This is a genomic window from Microbacterium bandirmense (genome assembly GCF_037204185.1).
Lineage (GTDB): Bacteria > Actinomycetota > Actinomycetes > Actinomycetales > Microbacteriaceae > Microbacterium > Microbacterium bandirmense.
Map to the genome: position 1 here is coordinate 75,237 of NZ_JBBDGM010000007.1, position 17,820 is coordinate 93,056.

General features: G+C 69.2%; 18 protein-coding genes. 6 read left to right on the top strand and 12 right to left on the bottom strand.

What is annotated here, in order from left to right; genetic code table 11:
* Window positions 1-3: 3 nt before the first annotated feature.
* From WDU99_RS09765 to WDU99_RS09775, 3 genes are all read right to left on the bottom strand, one after another.
* Window positions 4-801: a protein phosphatase 2C domain-containing protein gene (locus WDU99_RS09765; RefSeq protein ID WP_337332261.1), complete on the bottom strand. Its 798-nt coding sequence runs from the start codon at window positions 799-801 to the stop codon at window positions 4-6.
* 5 nt (window positions 802-806) lie between these two features.
* Window positions 807-1,778: a 1,4-dihydroxy-2-naphthoate polyprenyltransferase gene (locus tag WDU99_RS09770; protein ID WP_420064000.1), complete on the bottom strand. Its 972-nt coding sequence runs from the start codon at window positions 1,776-1,778 to the stop codon at window positions 807-809.
* Window positions 1,779-1,841: 63 nt separating this feature from the next.
* Window positions 1,842-2,288: an Lrp/AsnC family transcriptional regulator gene (locus WDU99_RS09775; protein ID WP_337332262.1), complete on the bottom strand. Its 447-nt coding sequence runs from the start codon at window positions 2,286-2,288 to the stop codon at window positions 1,842-1,844.
* Between the two features lie 71 nt (window positions 2,289-2,359).
* Here WDU99_RS09775 and WDU99_RS09780 point away from each other — a divergent pair, with 71 nt between their 5' ends.
* Both WDU99_RS09780 and WDU99_RS09785 read left to right on the top strand, forming a co-directional pair.
* Window positions 2,360-3,799, top strand: a complete 1,440-nt coding sequence (locus WDU99_RS09780) for a DUF6421 family protein (RefSeq protein WP_337332263.1) — start codon at window positions 2,360-2,362, stop codon at window positions 3,797-3,799.
* Between the two features lie 137 nt (window positions 3,800-3,936).
* Window positions 3,937-4,581 (top strand): SDR family oxidoreductase, encoded by a 645-nt coding sequence (locus tag WDU99_RS09785; RefSeq protein ID WP_337332264.1) that lies wholly within the window; start codon window positions 3,937-3,939, stop codon window positions 4,579-4,581.
* On the opposite strand, the gene WDU99_RS09790 is transcribed toward WDU99_RS09785, so the two are convergent.
* Window positions 4,560-6,017: an MFS transporter gene (locus tag WDU99_RS09790; protein ID WP_337332265.1), complete on the bottom strand. Its 1,458-nt coding sequence runs from the start codon at window positions 6,015-6,017 to the stop codon at window positions 4,560-4,562. The genes WDU99_RS09785 and WDU99_RS09790 overlap by 22 nt on opposite strands.
* 114 nt (window positions 6,018-6,131) lie before the next feature.
* Here WDU99_RS09790 and WDU99_RS09795 point away from each other — a divergent pair, with 114 nt between their 5' ends.
* A complete protein-coding gene (locus WDU99_RS09795; RefSeq protein WP_337332266.1) occupies window positions 6,132-7,199 on the top strand; it encodes a threonine aldolase family protein in 1,068 nt (355 codons plus the stop codon).
* 185 nt (window positions 7,200-7,384) lie between these two features.
* On the opposite strand, the gene WDU99_RS09800 is transcribed toward WDU99_RS09795, so the two are convergent.
* Together WDU99_RS09800 and WDU99_RS09805 are read right to left on the bottom strand one after the other, a co-directional pair.
* Window positions 7,385-9,301, bottom strand: a complete 1,917-nt coding sequence (locus WDU99_RS09800) for a M3 family metallopeptidase (RefSeq protein ID WP_337332267.1) — start codon at window positions 9,299-9,301, stop codon at window positions 7,385-7,387.
* A 136-nt stretch (window positions 9,302-9,437) separates the two neighbouring features.
* The gene (locus tag WDU99_RS09805; RefSeq protein ID WP_337332268.1) at window positions 9,438-10,025 is read right to left on the bottom strand and encodes an NUDIX hydrolase family protein; all 588 of its coding nucleotides are present in this window, start codon (window positions 10,023-10,025) and stop codon (window positions 9,438-9,440) included.
* A 45-nt stretch (window positions 10,026-10,070) separates the two neighbouring features.
* On the opposite strand from WDU99_RS09805, the gene WDU99_RS09810 reads away from it, so the two are divergent.
* A complete protein-coding gene (locus WDU99_RS09810; RefSeq protein ID WP_420064001.1) occupies window positions 10,071-10,733 on the top strand; it encodes an alpha/beta hydrolase in 663 nt (220 codons plus the stop codon).
* Between the two features lie 3 nt (window positions 10,734-10,736).
* Here WDU99_RS09810 and WDU99_RS09815 read toward each other — a convergent pair whose 3' ends face one another.
* On the bottom strand, window positions 10,737-10,988 hold the full coding sequence (locus WDU99_RS09815; protein WP_337332270.1) for a glycine zipper domain-containing protein: 252 nt from the start codon (window positions 10,986-10,988) through the stop codon (window positions 10,737-10,739).
* Window positions 10,989-11,330: 342 nt separating this feature from the next.
* On the opposite strand from WDU99_RS09815, the gene WDU99_RS09820 reads away from it, so the two are divergent.
* On the top strand, window positions 11,331-13,001 hold the full coding sequence (locus WDU99_RS09820) for an ABC-F family ATP-binding cassette domain-containing protein (RefSeq protein ID WP_337332271.1): 1,671 nt from the start codon (window positions 11,331-11,333) through the stop codon (window positions 12,999-13,001).
* Window positions 13,002-13,006: 5 nt separating this feature from the next.
* Here WDU99_RS09820 and WDU99_RS09825 read toward each other — a convergent pair whose 3' ends face one another.
* The 3 genes from WDU99_RS09825 to WDU99_RS09835 are packed head-to-tail and all read right to left on the bottom strand — an operon-like array spanning window position 13,007 to window position 15,822.
* Complete coding sequence (locus WDU99_RS09825; protein WP_337332272.1) at window positions 13,007-14,341, bottom strand: SulP family inorganic anion transporter; 1,335 nt, start codon at window positions 14,339-14,341, stop codon at window positions 13,007-13,009.
* Window positions 14,287-14,721: a SulP family inorganic anion transporter gene (locus WDU99_RS09830; RefSeq protein WP_337332273.1), complete on the bottom strand. Its 435-nt coding sequence runs from the start codon at window positions 14,719-14,721 to the stop codon at window positions 14,287-14,289. Before WDU99_RS09830 ends, WDU99_RS09825 begins: the two co-directional genes overlap by 55 nt.
* Before the next feature lie 15 nt (window positions 14,722-14,736).
* Window positions 14,737-15,822, bottom strand: a complete 1,086-nt coding sequence (locus tag WDU99_RS09835) for an ATP-binding protein (protein WP_337332274.1) — start codon at window positions 15,820-15,822, stop codon at window positions 14,737-14,739.
* 174 nt (window positions 15,823-15,996) lie between these two features.
* On the opposite strand from WDU99_RS09835, the gene WDU99_RS09840 reads away from it, so the two are divergent.
* Window positions 15,997-16,671: a GAP family protein gene (locus WDU99_RS09840; protein ID WP_337332275.1), complete on the top strand. Its 675-nt coding sequence runs from the start codon at window positions 15,997-15,999 to the stop codon at window positions 16,669-16,671.
* A 9-nt stretch (window positions 16,672-16,680) separates the two neighbouring features.
* On the opposite strand, the gene WDU99_RS09845 is transcribed toward WDU99_RS09840, so the two are convergent.
* Window positions 16,681-17,334 (bottom strand): hypothetical protein, encoded by a 654-nt coding sequence (locus WDU99_RS09845; protein ID WP_337332276.1) that lies wholly within the window; start codon window positions 17,332-17,334, stop codon window positions 16,681-16,683.
* Window positions 17,327-17,734 (bottom strand): DUF6157 family protein, encoded by a 408-nt coding sequence (locus WDU99_RS09850; protein ID WP_337332277.1) that lies wholly within the window; start codon window positions 17,732-17,734, stop codon window positions 17,327-17,329. Before WDU99_RS09850 ends, WDU99_RS09845 begins: the two co-directional genes overlap by 8 nt.
* Window positions 17,735-17,820: the final 86 nt, after the last annotated feature.

The following is a 17,820-nucleotide window of genomic DNA, read 5'->3' on the forward strand; positions in this document are numbered from 1 at the left end:
CGGTCAGAACGTCGCGGTCACCAATGCGATGTCGTCGTGCGGCTTGGTGAACGGCAGCGGACCCGCGGCATCCTCAGCGGCACGGATCTGCGCGGCGATCTCGGCCAGCCGCCCGTCGGCGGCCAGTGCTGCGACGTCGTCGAGCGAGTGCGCGCCGAACTTCTGGAAGCCGCGGGTGCCACCGTCGGAAGCTGCCACGATCGCGCGCAGCTGCGCGATCGGCGTGCGACCGGCGAGGGCCCGCTGCGCGGCGTCCGCATCGGTGTGCGCACACCAGAAACCGCCCTCGACGTTGCGCATCTGATCCAGCGCGGCGAACCGCATCTCGGCCGGGGCCTCGCCGATGCCGGCGTCGGCGGCGAGCTGCGCGGCACGCCGCTCGACGGCGGCGTCGATCCGGTCGTCGGTGATCTCGCGGGGCGTGCCGTCCGCGCCGATGAGCACGATCGAGGCGTCGCACAGCACGAGGTGCTCCACGTGATCGCCGACGACGCGCCAGGCGGCGACCGTCGCGCTGGGCGAGCCCTGGCCGAGGTCGCACGTGTCGGAGTGGGCGGCCGTCACCTCGGCGATCGCCGCGGCGAGGGCATCCGTCATCATCGTCGTGCGCGCCTCGAGGCGCACCCGGAACGCCTCCGCCAGCATCCTCGCGTACCAGGCCACGGCGTGCCCGCAACCCCGACGCGACGACTTCGGCAGACCCGCGCCGTCGACCACGACGGCGAGGCCGTCGCCGATCGCACAGGCGTCCTCGCTCTCGCGCCCCGGCTCGGCGGGAAGCGAGAACAGCGACGGATGCACGACGCTCAGCCCACGAACGCCCAGTACAGGAAGCCGGCGTAGGCGAGAGCGGTCAACGACGTGAGACCGAGCGCGACGACCAGCTCACGGGGCTGCCGGTACGACCATACGATCACGATCGCCGGCAGGCCGGCCAGCAGGGCCAGCAGCGACAGCCAGGCGATCGGATACAGCAGTGCGGTCAGCGCGGCCAGCACGAAGGGCACCAGCACGAACAGGGTGAACAGCACCTGCGTGGCGATCTTGCCGATCAGCACCGTGAGGGTGCGCTTGCCGACCTCGCGGTCCTGATCGATGTCACGCAGGTTGTTGGCCAACAGCACGGCGCAGGCGAACAGGCCGGCCGCGATGGCACCGAACCAGGCCTCCAACGGCAGCGCGAACGCCTGCACCCAGGTGGTTCCGAGCGTGGCGACGAGCCCGAAGAACACGAACACGAACAGCTCACCCATGGCGTTGTACCCGTAGGCGCGCTTGCCGCCGGTGTAGAACCATGCCGCGACGATGCAGAGCGCACCGACGGCCAGCATCCACCACTGCTGCGTGCGGATGACGATGGCGAGACCGGCGAGCGCGGCGAGCGCGAAGAAGACCAGCGCGACGGTGAGCACCTTCCGCGCCGGGACTCGTCCCGACGCGGTGAGACGGGCGGGTCCGACGCGGTCGGCGTCGGTGCCGCGGATGCCGTCGCTGTAGTCGTTCGCGAAGTTAACACCGATCTGCAGGAGTACGGCCACAGCCAGGCAGAACAGGGCGATCACCCAGTGCAGGTTGCGATCGACGGTCTGCGCGGCCCCGGTGCCGATGACGACGGGGGCCACCGCGAGGGGGAGGGTGCGCAGGCGGGCGGCGCCGATCCAGTCCTTCGCGGTCACCGGGCCGAGTTCGACAACGGGCCGCTTGGCCGGGTTGCCGCTGGTGCGCCTGTGCTTCGCGGCCTTGTGCCGGTTCTTGCTGCTCTTGCTGCTGGATGCCACGTTCGGCATCCTACTGGCCGCGCTGATGCGGCCACCCGGTCAGGGATTCACGACGGGACGCCGTCAGGGATTCACGACAGGGCGCCGCTCGTAGAAGGTCTGCAGCACCACGGTCGTGCGCGTGCTCACGTTCGCGGCCAACCGGATGTCGCGCACCAGCTGTTCCAGCGCGCGCGGCGAAGCGACGCGCACGAAGAGCATGTAGGCGGCGTCGCCGGCGATCGAGTGACACGCCTCGATCGCCGTGAGGTGCTCGAGCAGCTCAGGGGCGTTGTCGGGTTGCGCGGGATCGAGCGGGGTGATCTCGATGAACGCCGACAGGGGCGCCCCGACCAGCTCCGGGTCGAGGACGGCCTGGTATCCGGTGATCGCGCCGCGCGCCTCGAGCCGCTTCAGCCGCGACTGCACGGCTGACGTCGACAGCCCCACCGCCTGCGAGAGCTGGGCGAGCGTGGCGCGTCCGTCGCGGGAGACGGCGGCGAGCAGGGCGTGGTCGACAGCATCATCCATAGGTGGAAGAATACCTACTGCACCGGCTATAGACCGGAAACATTCCGCCCATGACGCGATCGGAGGTTCACATGTCCATCATCACGCCGCACACGCAGGCCATCATCGGAGAACCCGAGGTTGTTGAAGATGCTGCTCGTGTCGAGGAGAGCGCCGCTTGGATGCTGCTGAAGGACGCCGCGATCGCCATCCGCGAGCTGCAGGTGAAGGACGGCTCGATCCCTTCGACAGGCTCAGGGCAGGCCGCCGCCGACCACGAGAAGGCGAGGCACCACGTCGACGCCATCGTCGCGGGCATCCGAGCCCTCTCCCCCGCCTTCCCTCATGACGCCGCCTACCTCGAGGCGCTCGTCATCGACTTCCAGCGCTGGGCCGACGGGGGCTTCGGCGTGCCGGACTTCCTCGACTCGCTGGTGGCGTTCCAGCCCCAGCAGAACCGCGTCGATGGCATCCGGCACCTCGTCGTCTTCCCGATGTACACGCAGAACGGGTCGAGCGACCGCCTCGTCGAGGCGCTGATCGTCGAGACCATCTGGCCGGAGTTCATCGCCGAGCTCGAGGCGGGCGACTACGGCAACAAGCTGTTCGTCTCGCTGCGGCTGATCGACTTCACCCCCGGCTACGACACGAACTCGGCCGTGCTGTTCCCCGAGACCGTCGCGATGCGCGAGATCCCCACGTTCACCTGGGGAGCGATCTTCCAGGACCGCGAGGCCGCCCGCTACCGGCGGGTCGTGCGCGCAGCATCCGAGATCACCAAGCTCGACCTGCCCGACGACGCCGCCCGCATGCTCGATGACCAGGCGCTCACCGAGAAGACCTTCGTGATGTGGGACATCATCCACGACCGCACTCACATGCGCGGCGACCTGCCGTTCGATCCGTTCATGATCAAGCAGCGGATGCCGTTCTTCCTGTACTCGCTGGAGGAGCTGCGCTGCGATCTGACAGCGTTCCGCGAGTCGGTGAAGATCCAGAAGGCGCTCTCCGCGCGCACCGACGCGCTGTCGGACGCGGAGCAGGAGATGCTCGAGCACTCCGGACTCGTGCAGTACGCGGTGATCTTCGACCGCATCTTCCGGTTCGCGATCACCGGCTCGCGCGTGCGCAACTACGACGGCCTCGGCGGTCAGCTGCTGTTCGCGTGGCTGCACCAGCGCGGCGTGCTGCACTGGACCGACACGCAGCTCGCCTTCGACTGGGCCGGCGTTGCCGATGCGGTCGTCGCCCTGGGAGATGCGATCGACGAGCTGTACTGGCGCTCGATCGACCGCCCGAAGACCGCGCACTGGCTGGCCGCGTACGACCTGGTGCGTTCCACTCTGACGCCGAACCCGGCGTCGGTGTGGGCGCGGGGCCTGCCGGACGAGGTGCTCGCGGGCGCGCCGAAGGGCTACACCGACGCGGTGCTGGACGACGAGTTCCCGCTGTCGATGTTCTTCGAGGCGCTGCAGAAGAAGATGAAGCCGGTCATCGAGTCGACCGTCGGCATCCGCGGCACCGACGACTGACCAGCACCGGCGAGACTCATGCAACTCTGCAGGACGAATTCACCTCTGCAGGATGAGATCAGGCAGAGCGTCCTGCAGAGTTGCATTCATCCTGTGTTGTGGAGTGACAACAGGTTCTTGAGCGGCGGGAGGCCGGCATGAGCGTCGAGGGACGCACCATCGTGATCGCGGGGGCGACCAGCGCGGCGGGGCTCGCCGTCGCCGAGGCATTGATCGCCGCGGGCGCGCAGGTGGTCGCGACCGGGCGGTCGGCTGAGCGGCTCGAGTCGCTCGCCGCCGCGGGCGCCGAGACCGAGATGTCGGATGCCACGGACCTGGCCGACATGATGGCGCTGGCCGAACGACTGGGTGCGGTCGACGGGGTCATCCCGCTGGTCGGCGGATGGCGCGGCGGCGGTGGCCTCGCCGGCCAGAGCGACCACGACTTCACCACTCTGCTGCCTGCCCTGCACGCGGTGCGGGCGACGAGTCGCGCCTTCGAAGCGGCGCTGAAGCAGTCGGATGCCGGCCGCTTCGCGGTCGTGTCATCCACGGCCGTGGGGCGCCCGCTCGCCGGCGGCGCGAACTACGCGGCCGTGAAGGCGGCGACCGAGGCGTGGACGCGTGCGGTGGCGCAGGGCTTCGCGAAGGCCGCGCGTGACGGCGGGGAGCCGCTGCGCGCGGCATCCGTGGTCTTCCGCGCCAAGGGGGCGCTCGACACCGACGCGCTCGCACGGGCCGTGGCCGCGCTGTGGGATCGGGATGCCACCGAGCTGAACGATCAGCTCATCGCATTGGGCTGAGGCGCCTCGCCGTCGCCGGCCTCATCCGATGCCGCATGCTCCGCGGCACCGTGCCCGGGTTCTGCGAATCCGCCGCGCGCGGCGATCGGATCGAGCACGATATCGGTGGTCAGCGCCTGCTGCTCGGGCGCCCTTTCGTACAGCTCGCTGAGCGTGCGGTACGAGCGCGTGAGGAAAGCGAGCAGGGCGACGACGACGACGATGATGCCGGCGAACAGGCAGATCAAAGCGATGCCCCGCGCCTCACCTTCGCCGAGCAACCATCCCCACTGCTGCCTGCCTGAGGGCTCGCGCATGTACGGGATGATCAGGAATTCGGCGATCGGCGCGATCAGGAACGCCGTGACGGGGGCCGCGGCAGCCTCCATCGCCGCGGCGGTGCCGAACACGCGACCCTGCCTGGTGAAGGGCACCACCTTCTGGATCACGGTCTGCTCGGCGGCCTCGGCGGGAGGGATCAGCATCATGTACAGCCACATGCCGATGACGAACAGCGGCCACCACTCGCGCAGCATGAACAGCGAGCCCAGCACGCCCATCGCGATCACGACGAACAGCAGTGTGCGCACGGGTCTGGGGCCGAGACCGAACTTCGCCACCAGCGCACCGCCGATCAGGAACCCGGTCGACGAGAACGCCAGCGCGAATCCCCAGGTCTGCGCGTTGAACAGCGTCAGCCCGTAGGGATCCATCAGCGCCATGTACACGCCGCCGATGAGGTTGTTGAACGTCGAGAAGACGATCAGCGCGAACAGGCCGGGCGCCGCACGGATCGCCGCGACGCTGCCACGGAAGTCGAACGCGCCCGGCGAGTTCGGATCGCGCTCGGGTTCGCCCTCGGGAATGCGCACGAACAGCAGGTGCACGAAGGTCAGCACCATCGCCGCGATCGCGATGATCAGCGTCCACCCCATGCCGAGGAACCCGATCGACAGCCCCGAGAACACGCTCGTGATCAGGAACGCGATCCCCTGCACGGTGCCCACCAGCCCGTTGGCGTTCGCCCGGCGCTCTTCAGGGATCAGAAGGGTCACGGTCGTCGACAGCGCGATGTTGCGCAGCTGTTCGATCACACCGCCCAGCAGGATGATCGCGGAGAACAGCCAGAACCACGGGCGGCCGAGATCGAGCATCGCGGATTCCGGATGCAGCAGGTACAGCATCCCGGCGATGGCGAACGCGGCTGCCGACACCAGGCTCGACAGCAGCATCACCGCGTGCTTTCGGTACCGGTCGACCAGGGTGCCGAACACCATCGAGAAGAACGCGATGAACAGCATGTACGCGCCGCCGATGATGCCGGTCGCGAGCACGGACTGCGTCTCGATGTACACCCAGAACGTCAGGGCGAACCACAGGAAGCTCGTCGTCACGTTGGCGATGAGCGTGTTCACCAGGACGTTCCCGAACGCCCGCCGTGCCGCGGTCTCGATCACGGTATGAGAGTAGTTCGGGCATCCGACATTGCACAGCGGGTATCCGGCATCCGACCTGGGAATCCGCCGTGCCGGCCACGCTCGCATCCATCCGCCCGGCCGTAGGCTGGAGGGGTGAGCATTCTGCATGACAGCGCCGTACGCGGCTTCGCATCCGACAACTATTCCGGCATCCACCCCGAGGTGCTCCAGGCGATCGCGGACGCCAATGGCGGCCACCAGGTCGCCTACGGCGAAGACCAGTACACCGAGCGCCTGCAGGAGGTCTTCCAGCAGCACTTCGGCGAGGGCGTCACCGCGTTCCCTGTCTTCAACGGCACCGGCGCGAACGTCGTCGGCCTGCAGGCGATGCTTCCCCGCTGGGGCGCGGTGATCTCAGCATCCACCGCCCACATCAACGTCGACGAGGGCGGCGCTCCCGAGCGCGTCGGCGGCATCAAGCTGCTCACCGTTCCCACCGACGACGGCAAGCTCACCCCCGAGCTCGTCGACCGCGAGGCGTGGGGCTGGGGCGACGAGCACCGCGCACAGCCGCTGGTGGTCTCGATCACCCAGTCCACCGAGCTCGGAACCCTGTACACGGCCGAAGAGATCCGCGCGCTGGCCGACCACGCGCACGAGCGCGGCATGAAACTGCACGTCGACGGCGCCCGGCTGTCGAACGCCGCCGCCGCGCTCGACGTGCCGCTGCGCGCGTTCACGACTGACGTCGGCGTGGATGTGCTGAGCTTCGGCGGCACCAAGAACGGTGCGATGCTCGGCGAAGCCGTCGTGGTGCTGAACCCTTCGGCCGCCGATGGCCTCCTCTTCGGCCGCAAGCTCAACATGCAGCTCGCGTCGAAGATGCGGTTCGTGTCGGCGCAGCTGATCGCCCTGCTGGAGGGCGACCTGTGGCTGCGCAACGCGCGCCACTCGAACGCCATGGCCGCCCGGCTGCGGTCCTCGGTCGAGCAGGGTCTGGCCGAAGGATCGATCCAGGGTGTGTCGTTCTCGCAGCCGACCCAGGCGAACGGCGTGTTCGCCGTGCTGCCCGACGGGGTCGCCGACCGGCTGCGCGAGAGCTTCCGGTTCTACGACTGGGACGCCGCACGCAACGAGGTGCGCTGGATGTGCAGCTTCGACACGCAGGAGTCGGACGTCGACGCGTTTGTCGCCGCTCTCTCCGCCCTCACGAAGCGCTGACCATCCCGCGCTGACCGCCCCACCCGTTCGTCGCCGCTCGTTCGTCCCCGCTCGTTCGTCCCCGCTCGTTCGTCGCCGCCCCTGCCTGTCGTCGCCGCCCCTGCTGGGTTGCGCAACTCAGCAGGGGCGAGGATGCCCAGCAGGGGCGGTGACGGCGACTGTCGGCGGATGCCGGAGCCCCGCACTCAGGCGGCGGGCGAACCCAGCCACCGGCGGTACGCGTCGACCTGGAACGGGCGTCCCAGGAACGCCTCCACCAGATCGGCGGCGTCGCGGCGTCCGCCCGGTTCGAGGATCTCGCGACGGTAGCGGGCCGCCGACTCGGCGTCCATGAGTCCCGCCTCGAACCCGGTGAGCAGGTCGCGGGCGATCACGAGGCTCCACTGGTACGTGTAGTAGCACGAGCCGTAGCCGGTGAGATGGCCGAACGCCGCGTAGGAGTGCGTCCCGTCGATCGGGCCGAGCGGGCTCGACACCGCGTACCAGTGGTCTGTCGCGGCTGCGAGGTCGGCGGGCCGGTCCATGTGCAGGTGGTACGAGACGCGGGCGTGGCCGAGCTGCGTGCGCACCAGCAGCGCGCGTCCGAAGGCATCCGCCTCGCGCATCCGCTCGACGAGCTCTGCCGGGATCGGCCGGCCCGCGTCGTCGGTCGCGAAGGTCGCGAGCACATCGGCATCCCACACCCACTCCTCGAGCATCTGACTGGGCGCCTCGACGAAGTCCCACTCGGTCGCGACGCCCGAGAACGGCGCCCACTGCTGGTCGCCGCCGAGGATGTCGTGCACGAGGTGCCCGAACTCGTGGAAGAACGTCTGCACCTCGCGGTGCTCCATCAGCCCGCGCGGGAAGTTGCACACCAGCGCGGCCTCGGGCACGACCTTTCCTCGCACGCCCGGCGCGAGCGGGAAGCACGCGGCGTGGTTGAACTTTCCCTCGCGCGGATGCAGATCGAGGTGGATGCGGCCGATGCGCGATCCGGCGCGCACGACGTCGTAGGATCGGACGTCGTCGTGCCAGGTGGCGACGCGCACCGGCACGTAGGAGATGTCGAAGAGGCGTCCCGTCGTCGTGAGCAGGCCGTCGAGCACGCGCGAGAAGTCGAGGTGGCGGCGCACCTGCTGCGCGTCGACCGCGAAGCGCTCCTCGTGCAGCCTGGTGAGCAGGTAGAGGCTGTCTGCGGCGGTCACGTCGGTGGCATCCGACTCGTCTTCGCGCAGGCGTGCGAGCAGCAGCTCGTACTCGGCGTCGGATGCCGTCTTCGATGCGCCGTCGACCTCGTCGAGGAAGGACGCCACGCGCGCGGCCGATCCGGCCATGCGGTCCTCGGTCTCGTAGTCGGCCCAGCTGGCGTAGCCCAGCAGCTCGGCGTGCTGCTGGCGGATCTGCAGCAGCTCGGCGAGCACGGGGTCGTTCTCGGGCCAGGCGAGGTCGGCACGGGCGCGACGCAGCGCGATGCGGGTCTCGCGGTCGCGGGCGTAGTTCATCACGGCCATGACATCGAGGTTGTCGGTCGAGATCGCCACCAGCCCGTCGTCGCCGACCGGATGCGCGTCGAGGAAGTCCTGCGGAAGGCCCTCGAGCTTCTCGGGAGCGACCCGCACCTCGAGGCGCCCCTCGCGGATGTTGCGCGCGAACGTGACGCTGAGCTCGGTCTCCCGGGCGGCGAGCTCGCGCAGACGCTCCCGCGTGGCGGCATCCCGGTCGGCCCCGCCGCGGCGGAAGCCGCGCAGCAGGTGCTCGCGCAGCCGCGCGGCATCGACGTCGAGTCCGGTGGCGTCGGTCGCCGCGAAGACCGCCGCGAGATCGGCATCCGTCATCAACTCGGATTCCTTCGCCTGCGCGGCGGACGTGCGCGACTCAGCCGCCTCGCGCACCGCGCGGTCGGGATGCACCTCACTGAGCACCTCGGCCTCGCTGTGGGCGCGGCGCAGGTCGATCTGCAGGTCGTTCCACAGCTGCAGCGCCTCGAGCGCGGTGCGCTCGGTGCCGTCCTTGAGCCGGGCCGCGACCTCGTCGATGCGGGCCAGCCGCTCGTCGGTGCGGGTACTCGCAAAGGCCAGCCACTCGGCGGAATCGGTCGGGAAGACGATGGGTTCAGTCACCCGACCGAGCCTACGCGCCGTGCCGCCGTGCCCTCCCGCCGACACCCCTGCCTGCCCTCCACACCCCCACGTGTGGGTGCCCACACGTGGGGGTGTGGACAAGAACTGGGGGTGTCGGCGATGGGTGGGGATGCTGTCAGCGCAACAGGCCGAGGTGGGCGAGCGCCTGGCGGATCAGCGTGCCCCGACCGCCCTCCATGTCGGCCGACAGCGCGTCGGACGCCGCCTCCTCGGGAGAGAACCAGGTGACCTCGAGAGCGTCCTGACGCGGCTCGCAGGTGCCGGTGACGGGCACGACGAACGCGAGCGACACCGCGTGCTGCCGGTCATCGTGGTAGGCGCTGACGCCCGGGATCGGGAAGTACTCGGCGACCGTGAACGGATCCGGCGACGGCGGCAGCAGCGGGAATGCCATCGGTCCGAGATCGTTCTCGACGTGGCGGAACAGCGCATCGCGGATGCTCTCGCCGTAGCGAACCCTGCCCGAGACGATCGTGCGGGTCATCTCGCCCATCGGGGTCGAGCGCAGCAGCACGCCGATCGAGGTGACCTGGCCTGAGCCGTCGGTGCGCACCGGGATCGCCTCGACGTAGAGCATCGGCAGCCGGCGGCGGGCCTCTTCGAGCTCGATGTCGCTCAGCCATCCGGGGTTGGTGTCCCGCGACGGCGCGTCGTCGAACCCGAAGTCGTCGTCGGGGTCTGGGTCAGGTGTGCGCACCGTCATGGCTCATTTCTACCAGCGTCGGCGACTGCTGGCAGGATGGCTCTCGTGACAGTCTCGATCGATTCGTCCGCCACACTGTGGTCGCCAGGGCCCCGCGAGGACAAGCCGCTGCTCGTGCTGCTGCACGGATACGGCGCAGACGAGAACGACCTGTTCGGGCTGGTGCCCTACCTGCCCGAGGGCATCGCGGTCGCCGCCGTGGCGGCGCCCCTCACCCCGCCGTGGCCGATGCCTGGGCGGTCGTGGTACGCGATCGACTCGCTCGACACCAGGGATGCCGCAGGCATCACGACCGCCGCCGAGGCCCTGCTGGCATGGCTCGAGGGGGCCGCCGGGGCATCGGCATCCGTCGCTCTGCTCGGGTTCTCGCAGGGCGCCGCCGTATCGCTGCAGGCCCTGCGGCTGGCGCCGGAGCGCATCGACGCGGTGGTCGCACTGAGCGGGTACGCCGCGGCCGGCGAGCTGCCATTGGATGCCACGCTGCGCGAGAGCCGGCCGCCGGTGTTCTGGGGTCGCGGGAGCCATGACGATGTGATTCCGGATGCTCTCGTGGCGCACACCGCGCAGTGGCTGCCCGATCATTCCGAGCTCTCGGGCCGTGTGTATCCGGGGCTGACGCACAGCATCTCCGAGCAGGAGCTGGCTGACGTGGGAGTGTTCCTCACCAAGTGGCGGGATGCCGCGGCTGCTGAGGGCGACGCCGGCTGAACGTCACGGACGCGGGTCGTCCCCAGGGCCCTCAGAGGCGTCGCCGACTTCCGGATCGTCATCACCGCGGCCGCGCCGGCCGAGCAACTCCGGGGCCGCGCTGATCGCGATGCCGATGGCCAGCCCCACCCCGATTCCGACACCCATGTTGTCGAGCGACACGCCCAGCGCGACGCCGATGCCCATGCCGATGGCGATGCCGGCGCCGAGCGCCAGGCGGCGTGAGGATTCGTGACCGCTCGGCTGATCGTTCATGCCGTCGACGCTACGCGCAGACACCGCATCGGGCATCCCCCGTGCGACGGATATCGCCCCGGCGACATCGGCTCAGGGCTTGCACAGGGCGACACGCCCGGGGTACAGTCTTCACGTTCTTGTCCGCCGTGTGAGGAAATCCATTGATCTGAGTCGTCGTCTCCGCGTTTCATCTTCAACGCGCTGATCCGACGACCTCTGGTCCTCCCGGCCCCCGTCCTTCTCGGCGACGTGGTCACGGCCCTTCGACGTGCTCACGGCCCTTCGACAAGCTCAGGGACCTGCTGAGCCCACGGACCCCTGTCGGCATCCGCGCACCCCCATTCATCTCGGGAGTCGCCCATGTCATCACACACCACCACTGCCGCCGTCACCATCGACGGCCTTTCCTTCACCTGGCCCGACGGCACCGTTGTGCTCGGCGGCCTGTCCGGCTCGTTCGGCGCCGGCCGCACGGGACTCGTCGGCCGCAACGGCTCGGGCAAGACCACGCTGCTGCGCCTGCTCGCCGGCGAACTCACGCCGACGTCGGGACACGTCGTCGTCACCGGCGAGGTCGCCTACCTGCCCCAGCGACTCACGCTCGATACCGATCGACGCGTCGCCGAGCTGCTGGGCATCGCCACGGAGCTCGACGCCGTGCGCGCCATCACCTCCGGCGACGTCGACCCCGCGCACTTCGATGCCGTCGGCGACGACTGGGACATCGAGGCGCGTGCCGAGGGCTCTCTCGCCGAGGCGGGGCTGGATCCATCTTTCCTCGACCGAACCGTCGGAGAGCTCTCCGGCGGCGAAGCCGTGCTGGTGGCGATCGCGGGCATCCGACTGCGCCGTGCGCCGATCACCCTGCTCGACGAGCCCACCAACAACCTCGACCGGGTCGCGCGTGCGCGGCTGGGCGAGATGGTGCGCTCATGGAAGGGATCGCTGATCGTCGTGAGTCATGACGTCACGCTGCTCGAGCTGATGGACGAGACCGCCGAGCTGTACGCCAACGAGCTGACCGTGTTCGGCGGTCCCTACTCGGAGTGGCGTGCCTGGCTGGATGCCGAGCAGCAGGCGGCTCAGCAGGCCGAGACCGCGGCGAAGCAGGCGTACAAGAAGGAGAAGCGGCAGCGCATCGAGGCCGAGTCGAAACTGGCCACCCGGTCGCAGATGGCCCGCAAGGCGGAGGTCGAGAAGCGCGTACCCAAGATCATCGCGAACGGTCGGAAGATGGCGGCCCAGGTGTCGGCGGGCAAACTGCGCACCGAGGTCGCCGGGAAGGAGGCCGATGCCCGCCAGGCACTCGACGACGCGGGTCACCGCGTGCGTGACGACGCGACGATGAGGATCGATCTTCCCGACCCGCAGGTGTCGCGTGCGCGCCGCATCGCGACGCTCGGCGACGGAGAGCGCAGCTGGATCGTGCAGGGTCCCGAGCGGGTGGCGCTGATCGGCGCGAACGGGGTCGGCAAGACGACCCTGCTGCGCCGGCTCGTGGCATCCGCCGCTCAAGACTCCGGAGAAACTGCGCCGATCGGGCTGGATTCGGCCATTCCGGACGATGTCCGGCCGATTCTCCGGAGTTCTGAAACGCACACCGATCGCATCGGGTACCTCTCCCAGCGCGTCGCCGGCCTCGACGAGCCCGAATCCGTGCTCGCGAACATCGCGGCGGCGGCGGCGCACGTGCCCGAGAAGCAGCTGCGCAACCGGCTGGCGCGCTTCCTCATCCGCGGGGCGACCGTCGACCGGCCGGTGTCGTCACTGTCGGGCGGCGAGCGCTTCCGCGTCGCGCTGGCGAAGCTGCTGCTGGCGGATCCGGCACCGCATCTGGTGGTGCTGGACGAGCCGACCAACAACCTCGACCTGGATACCGTCGACCAGCTGGTGCGGGCGCTGCGCGCCTACCAGGGGGCGGTGCTCGTCGTCAGTCACGACGATGCGTTCCTGGCGCAGCTCGACATCGACCTGACGCTTGAGCTCACCGTCGGCGAGGAGGGCGATCGGATGCTGGGCGAGCGCACCTGACGGCGTCAGGACGCCCGCTCATCCAGTCGGCGCTGCGCTTCGGTGGTGGCCTCCCGAAGCGCCGCGCCGACTCGGGGCTGCATGGGGAAGATCTGATCGGCGCCCACCCGGCCGAGGATCCCGGTGCTGCGCCATTGCGCGAGCACCGATTCGCTGACGCCCGAGATCATCAGCGTGCCTCCGGCAGAGCGCAGCCGCTCGGCGTATGCGGCGACGGCCCTGAGGAACGTGCTGCCGAGCGCCTCCTTGCCGCGGAGCCGAAGGATCACGACCGCACCGTCGAGCTGTGCGGGCACGTCGGGCAGCTGCCGCTCGAACACCGGGGCGGCGGCGAAGAACAGACTGCCGTACGGGACGAGGATGAGGATCTCTCCGGGCGGGACGTTGCGCGGCGGATCCGTCTCCACAGGCAGCGCACCAGGCTCGTCGAATTCCCATCGGCGGATCACGACCCGGTTCGACTGCTGCACCACCACGAGGATCACGGCGAGTCCGACGCCGACGAGCACGGCGTACTGCAGCGGGATGAGCAGAGTGAGCAGAAAGGTCACGCTGAGCACCGTCGCCTGCACCGCGCCAGTGCGCCAGACCATGTAGATGTCGTGGAATTTGAATGTGCGCACTCCGACGACGATCAGGAGGCCCGCGAGAGCCGACATGGCGACATACCCGATCAGCGAGGCGAACACCAGGATCGTCACCGCCATGACGACGCCGGCGAAGAGATTCGCGAGCGCGGTCTTCGCGCCCGCCGCGCGCACCAGCGAGGTCGCCGACATCGACCCGCCCACCGGGACGCCCTGGAAGAACCCGGATGCCAGGTTGGCGACGCCCTGGCCGCGGAAGTCCACAGACGCGTCCGGGTACCTGCCGTCGGGATTCGGCACGGAGCCGCTGATCGCCGCCCCCTGCACGAGGCCGACGAGCGCCAGCGACAGTGCGGGGACGACCAGCGTGAGCACGACGGTGAGATCCGGCAGCTGCGGTGCGGGAAGCGACTGCGGCACCTCGGCGAGGTCGCCGATGATCGCCACCCGGTCGATGCCGTCGATCAATGCGAGCAGCGCTGCCAGCGCCGAGCCGACGACCACTGCCACGACCATGCCGAGCGCCCCGAGCGGCGTGCGCTCCAGCAGCAGGATGAGCGCGATGGTGACGATGCCGACGACGATGGTCGGCCAGCTCCACAGCCAGAAGTGCAGTACGGTGTCGGCCGCCTTCAGGACGCGATTGGCCCCTTCGGCGGTGAACCCCGTGGCGTTGTCAAGCTGCCCGAGCACGATGTTCACGGCGACGGCGTTGACGAAGCCGACCAGCACAGCCGTCGGGATGAAGCGCACCAGAGAACCAAGCCGAGCGATGCGAGGCCGAGCATCACCAGGCCCGTCATGAGGCCGAGCGTGGTGAGCGCGCCGGGCGTGAGCCCGCCCGGGGTAGCCGCCGACACGTCAGAGATCACCACGGCCATCGCGCCGGTCGCCTGCACGGTCATGAACACGGAACCGGTGGCCAGCGCCCCGCCCAGAGCCCCGAACATGTAGGCGTAGAGCCCGTTCAGCGGGCTCACGCCCGCGAGCAGCCCGGCCGCGAGCCCGTCTGGCACACTCTCCACGCCGAGCACGAGTCCGGCTTTCAGGTCGGCGCCGATGGTCTTCCGTCCGCCGAATCGCCGCAGATAGGCGCGCAGCCCTTGTCTGATCCGCGCGGACGCCGTAGTCATACCCGGGCGCTCCGGTCAGCTCTCCCGCAGCGGCACGCGGACGTCGCCGCCGGACTCCTCCGTCACCCGCTGTCCCATCTGCACGTACGTCGGCTCGGCGATGAACCCACCGGCGAACAGCGCCTGCCCCTGGGCGAAGCGCTGGGAGCGAGCGATCTTGTCGCCGGCGAAGCCGAACACGTCGGCGAGTTCGGCGAGGTCACGGGGCGCGTTCACGCGCATCAGCCCGAGATTGTCGCACTGCGAGAGCACGTTCGGGTGGATCTTGGTCGGCCGCTGGGTCGACAGCAGCATCCACAGCCCGAATTTGCGTCCCTCTGCAGCGATCTGCACGAGCTGCTCGGTGAGCGCGCGCTCCACGTCTGTACGGGGATTCGGCGAGCAGAGGTTGTGCGCCTCGTCGATGACGATGAGGATCGGCCGGCGATCCTCGCGGTTCTTCCACAGGTGCTCCAGTGCGGCAAGGGCGGCGACCTTCGCCTCGGCCGGGTGCGCGAACCCGCCGAGGTCCATCACCGTGGCGCGCGGTCGCTCGTCGATCACCTCGGTGACCGACGCGCCGCCGCGCGACCACAGGTCCCAGCCGAGCACCTCGAGGTTGTCGATCCGGTTCGCCAGACGCAGCATCCCCGAGTCTCCGGATGCCCGCAGTCGGGTGAGGATCTCGTCGGTGTCGATCTTGTCGGCACGGTCTTCGAGATGCAGGAGCACGTTGTACTCCTCGGCGTCCTTGATCGGGTCGAGCTGCAGCAGGGCGGCCTTCGATGCGGCGGAGAGATCGACGTAGCGGGCGTGCAGCCGCTCGCCCTCGACGCGCGACGAGCGGAACACGCGGATGTCGGTCTCTGCCAGCCGTGCGACGGCGGCCTCATCGGCGCCCTCGCGCGCTTCCGGCAGACGCACGAAGTCGGCGTTCGGGTCGAGGATCAGCATCGGCAGCTCGGTGTGCAGCAGCAGCTGCTCGAGCACCACTCCCAGCGCGTACGTCTTGCCGCTGCCGCTCTGACCGCACCAGAACGTGTGGCGGTTGAAGCGCCGAGCGTCGAGGCGCACCGGTGTCTCGGGATCGTCCAGCACGGTGCCGATCGTCAGCTCTGTCATCTGGTCCACCTTCACGGTTTGTGCGCACGCTCGCGGCGCCGCGATCTTCACAGCCGAAACTAGACCAGCCGCGGACGTAAGGCGAGGGTCTTCACCCCGACCTGATGAGGTGATCGCGACTTCCGGCGCCCGCCGGGGTGAGATCGGGCACACCTGTCACGAGAGGGCACGTACATGCTTGAGGTCATCGGGGACGTCCTCCCCAACGCGGTCGGCATCGCGATCAGCCCCATCCCGATCATCGCGGTCATCCTGATGCTGATGTCGCCGCGATCCAAGCAGCTGGGGCTCGGGTTCCTGGTCGGCTGGCTGCTCGGGGTGCTGGTCGTGACAGCGATCTTCACGCTGCTCGCAGGTGTGGTCCCCGAGCCGGAGACCTCGGACGACTCGAAGCCTGTCATGGCCGTGATCCAGCTCGCACTCGGACTGCTGCTCCTGCTGCTCGCGGTGCGTCAGTGGCGCTCACGACCCGCGCACGGCGAGACGGCGGAGCTGCCCGCATGGATGTCGAAGACCGACATGATGAAGCCACTCGCCGCGACCGGGTTTGCCTTCCTGCTGGGCGGCGTCAATCCGAAGAACCTTCTGCTCGCGGCGGCCGCCGGCAGCATGATCGGGCACGGCGAACTCCAGCTGCCCGAGCAGCTGATCGTCGTGCTGATCTTCGGCGTGATCGCGACTCTCACGGTCGCGATTCCGGTGATCTTCGTGATCGCCGCGCCTCAGAAGGCTGCCGAGGTGCTGGCGGGCGTGCGCACCTGGCTCACCGCGAACAATGCCGTGATCATGACGGTGCTGTTCGTCGTGCTGGGCATCAGCGTGGTCGGGAAGGGCCTCGGCAACTTCTGAGGCCCCGGCTCACCCGGTGAATCGGAGCGCGCCCAGCCACAGATGCCCGGGGAGCGTCCGCTGCAGGGCATCCGACAGCCAGTCGCGACGTCGCGCATCGAGGTGCGGCAGCGTCGCCTCGAAGTCGACCTGGTCCTTCTCGCGCAAGCCCTTGGCCTTGTAGAGCAGCTGGATCTCGGGCTGCAGATATCGGATGCCGTCACGCACCCACAGCGCCTCGGTCATCGGCATGCGAATCATCTCATCGCGCCGGTACACCCATTCGTCCAGCGTGCCGGGCGCGAGCAGGATGTCGTACTCCCAAGGGTGGTCGGCATCGGGCCGGGTCCAGAGCTGGTTGCAGCCGTCCGGCAGCAGCTCGGTCGCGTCGGCATCGGGCCGGTGATCGGGCAGCAGCGGCTTCAGCGCCCCTGACGACGCCGTCCAGGTGTGCAGCCTTCCGGCAAGGTGCCTGCGCAGCATCGGCAGCTGCGCCTTCAGCACGGAGGGGTCGGTGTCGTCGTGGTGGCGGCTGACCCCGGTGAACGCCTCGAGCGCCCATCCGCCGGCGATCCACCAGACACCGGCGTAGCCGTCGAACAGTCGGGCGACGTCCTGCGGGGTGCGCACCGCCCACCGGCCGTAGAGCCTCTGGAACGCCTCCTCTTCCAGCGGCTCAGGCACGGCTGCTGCGCATCGCCTTCTTGTGCGTCAGGGAGGGATCTGCAGCGAGCGCCGCGTACTCGTCGGACTCGCGCGGGTAGAGCGCCACTCGGCCCTCAGCATCGTGGTGCGTGCCCCAGCCGTAGCGCTTGCTGATCGGCGATGACCGCAGGCAGGCCTGCCCCTTCGAGAAGAACTCCGCCCTGGCATCCGCATCGGCGGGATCGATACCCTTGCGCAGCGCATGAGTCTCGAAGAGCACATCGTCGGACGTGCGCGTGTACGGCTGCTCGATCATCAGCCGATAGTGCAGCGCGGCGATCGAGAGATTCTCGGCGATCGGCGGCTCCTCACCGTACTCCGCCCGGCAGTCCTCAGAGACCTCGATGAACGTGTTCCGGTAGTTCGTCGTGTGCAGCATCCCGTCAGCATGGCATAGGCCCCCGACACTTCGACTCGCTTCGCTCGCTCAGTGCATCGCATTGTCGAGTGTCGGATGCTCGCGCG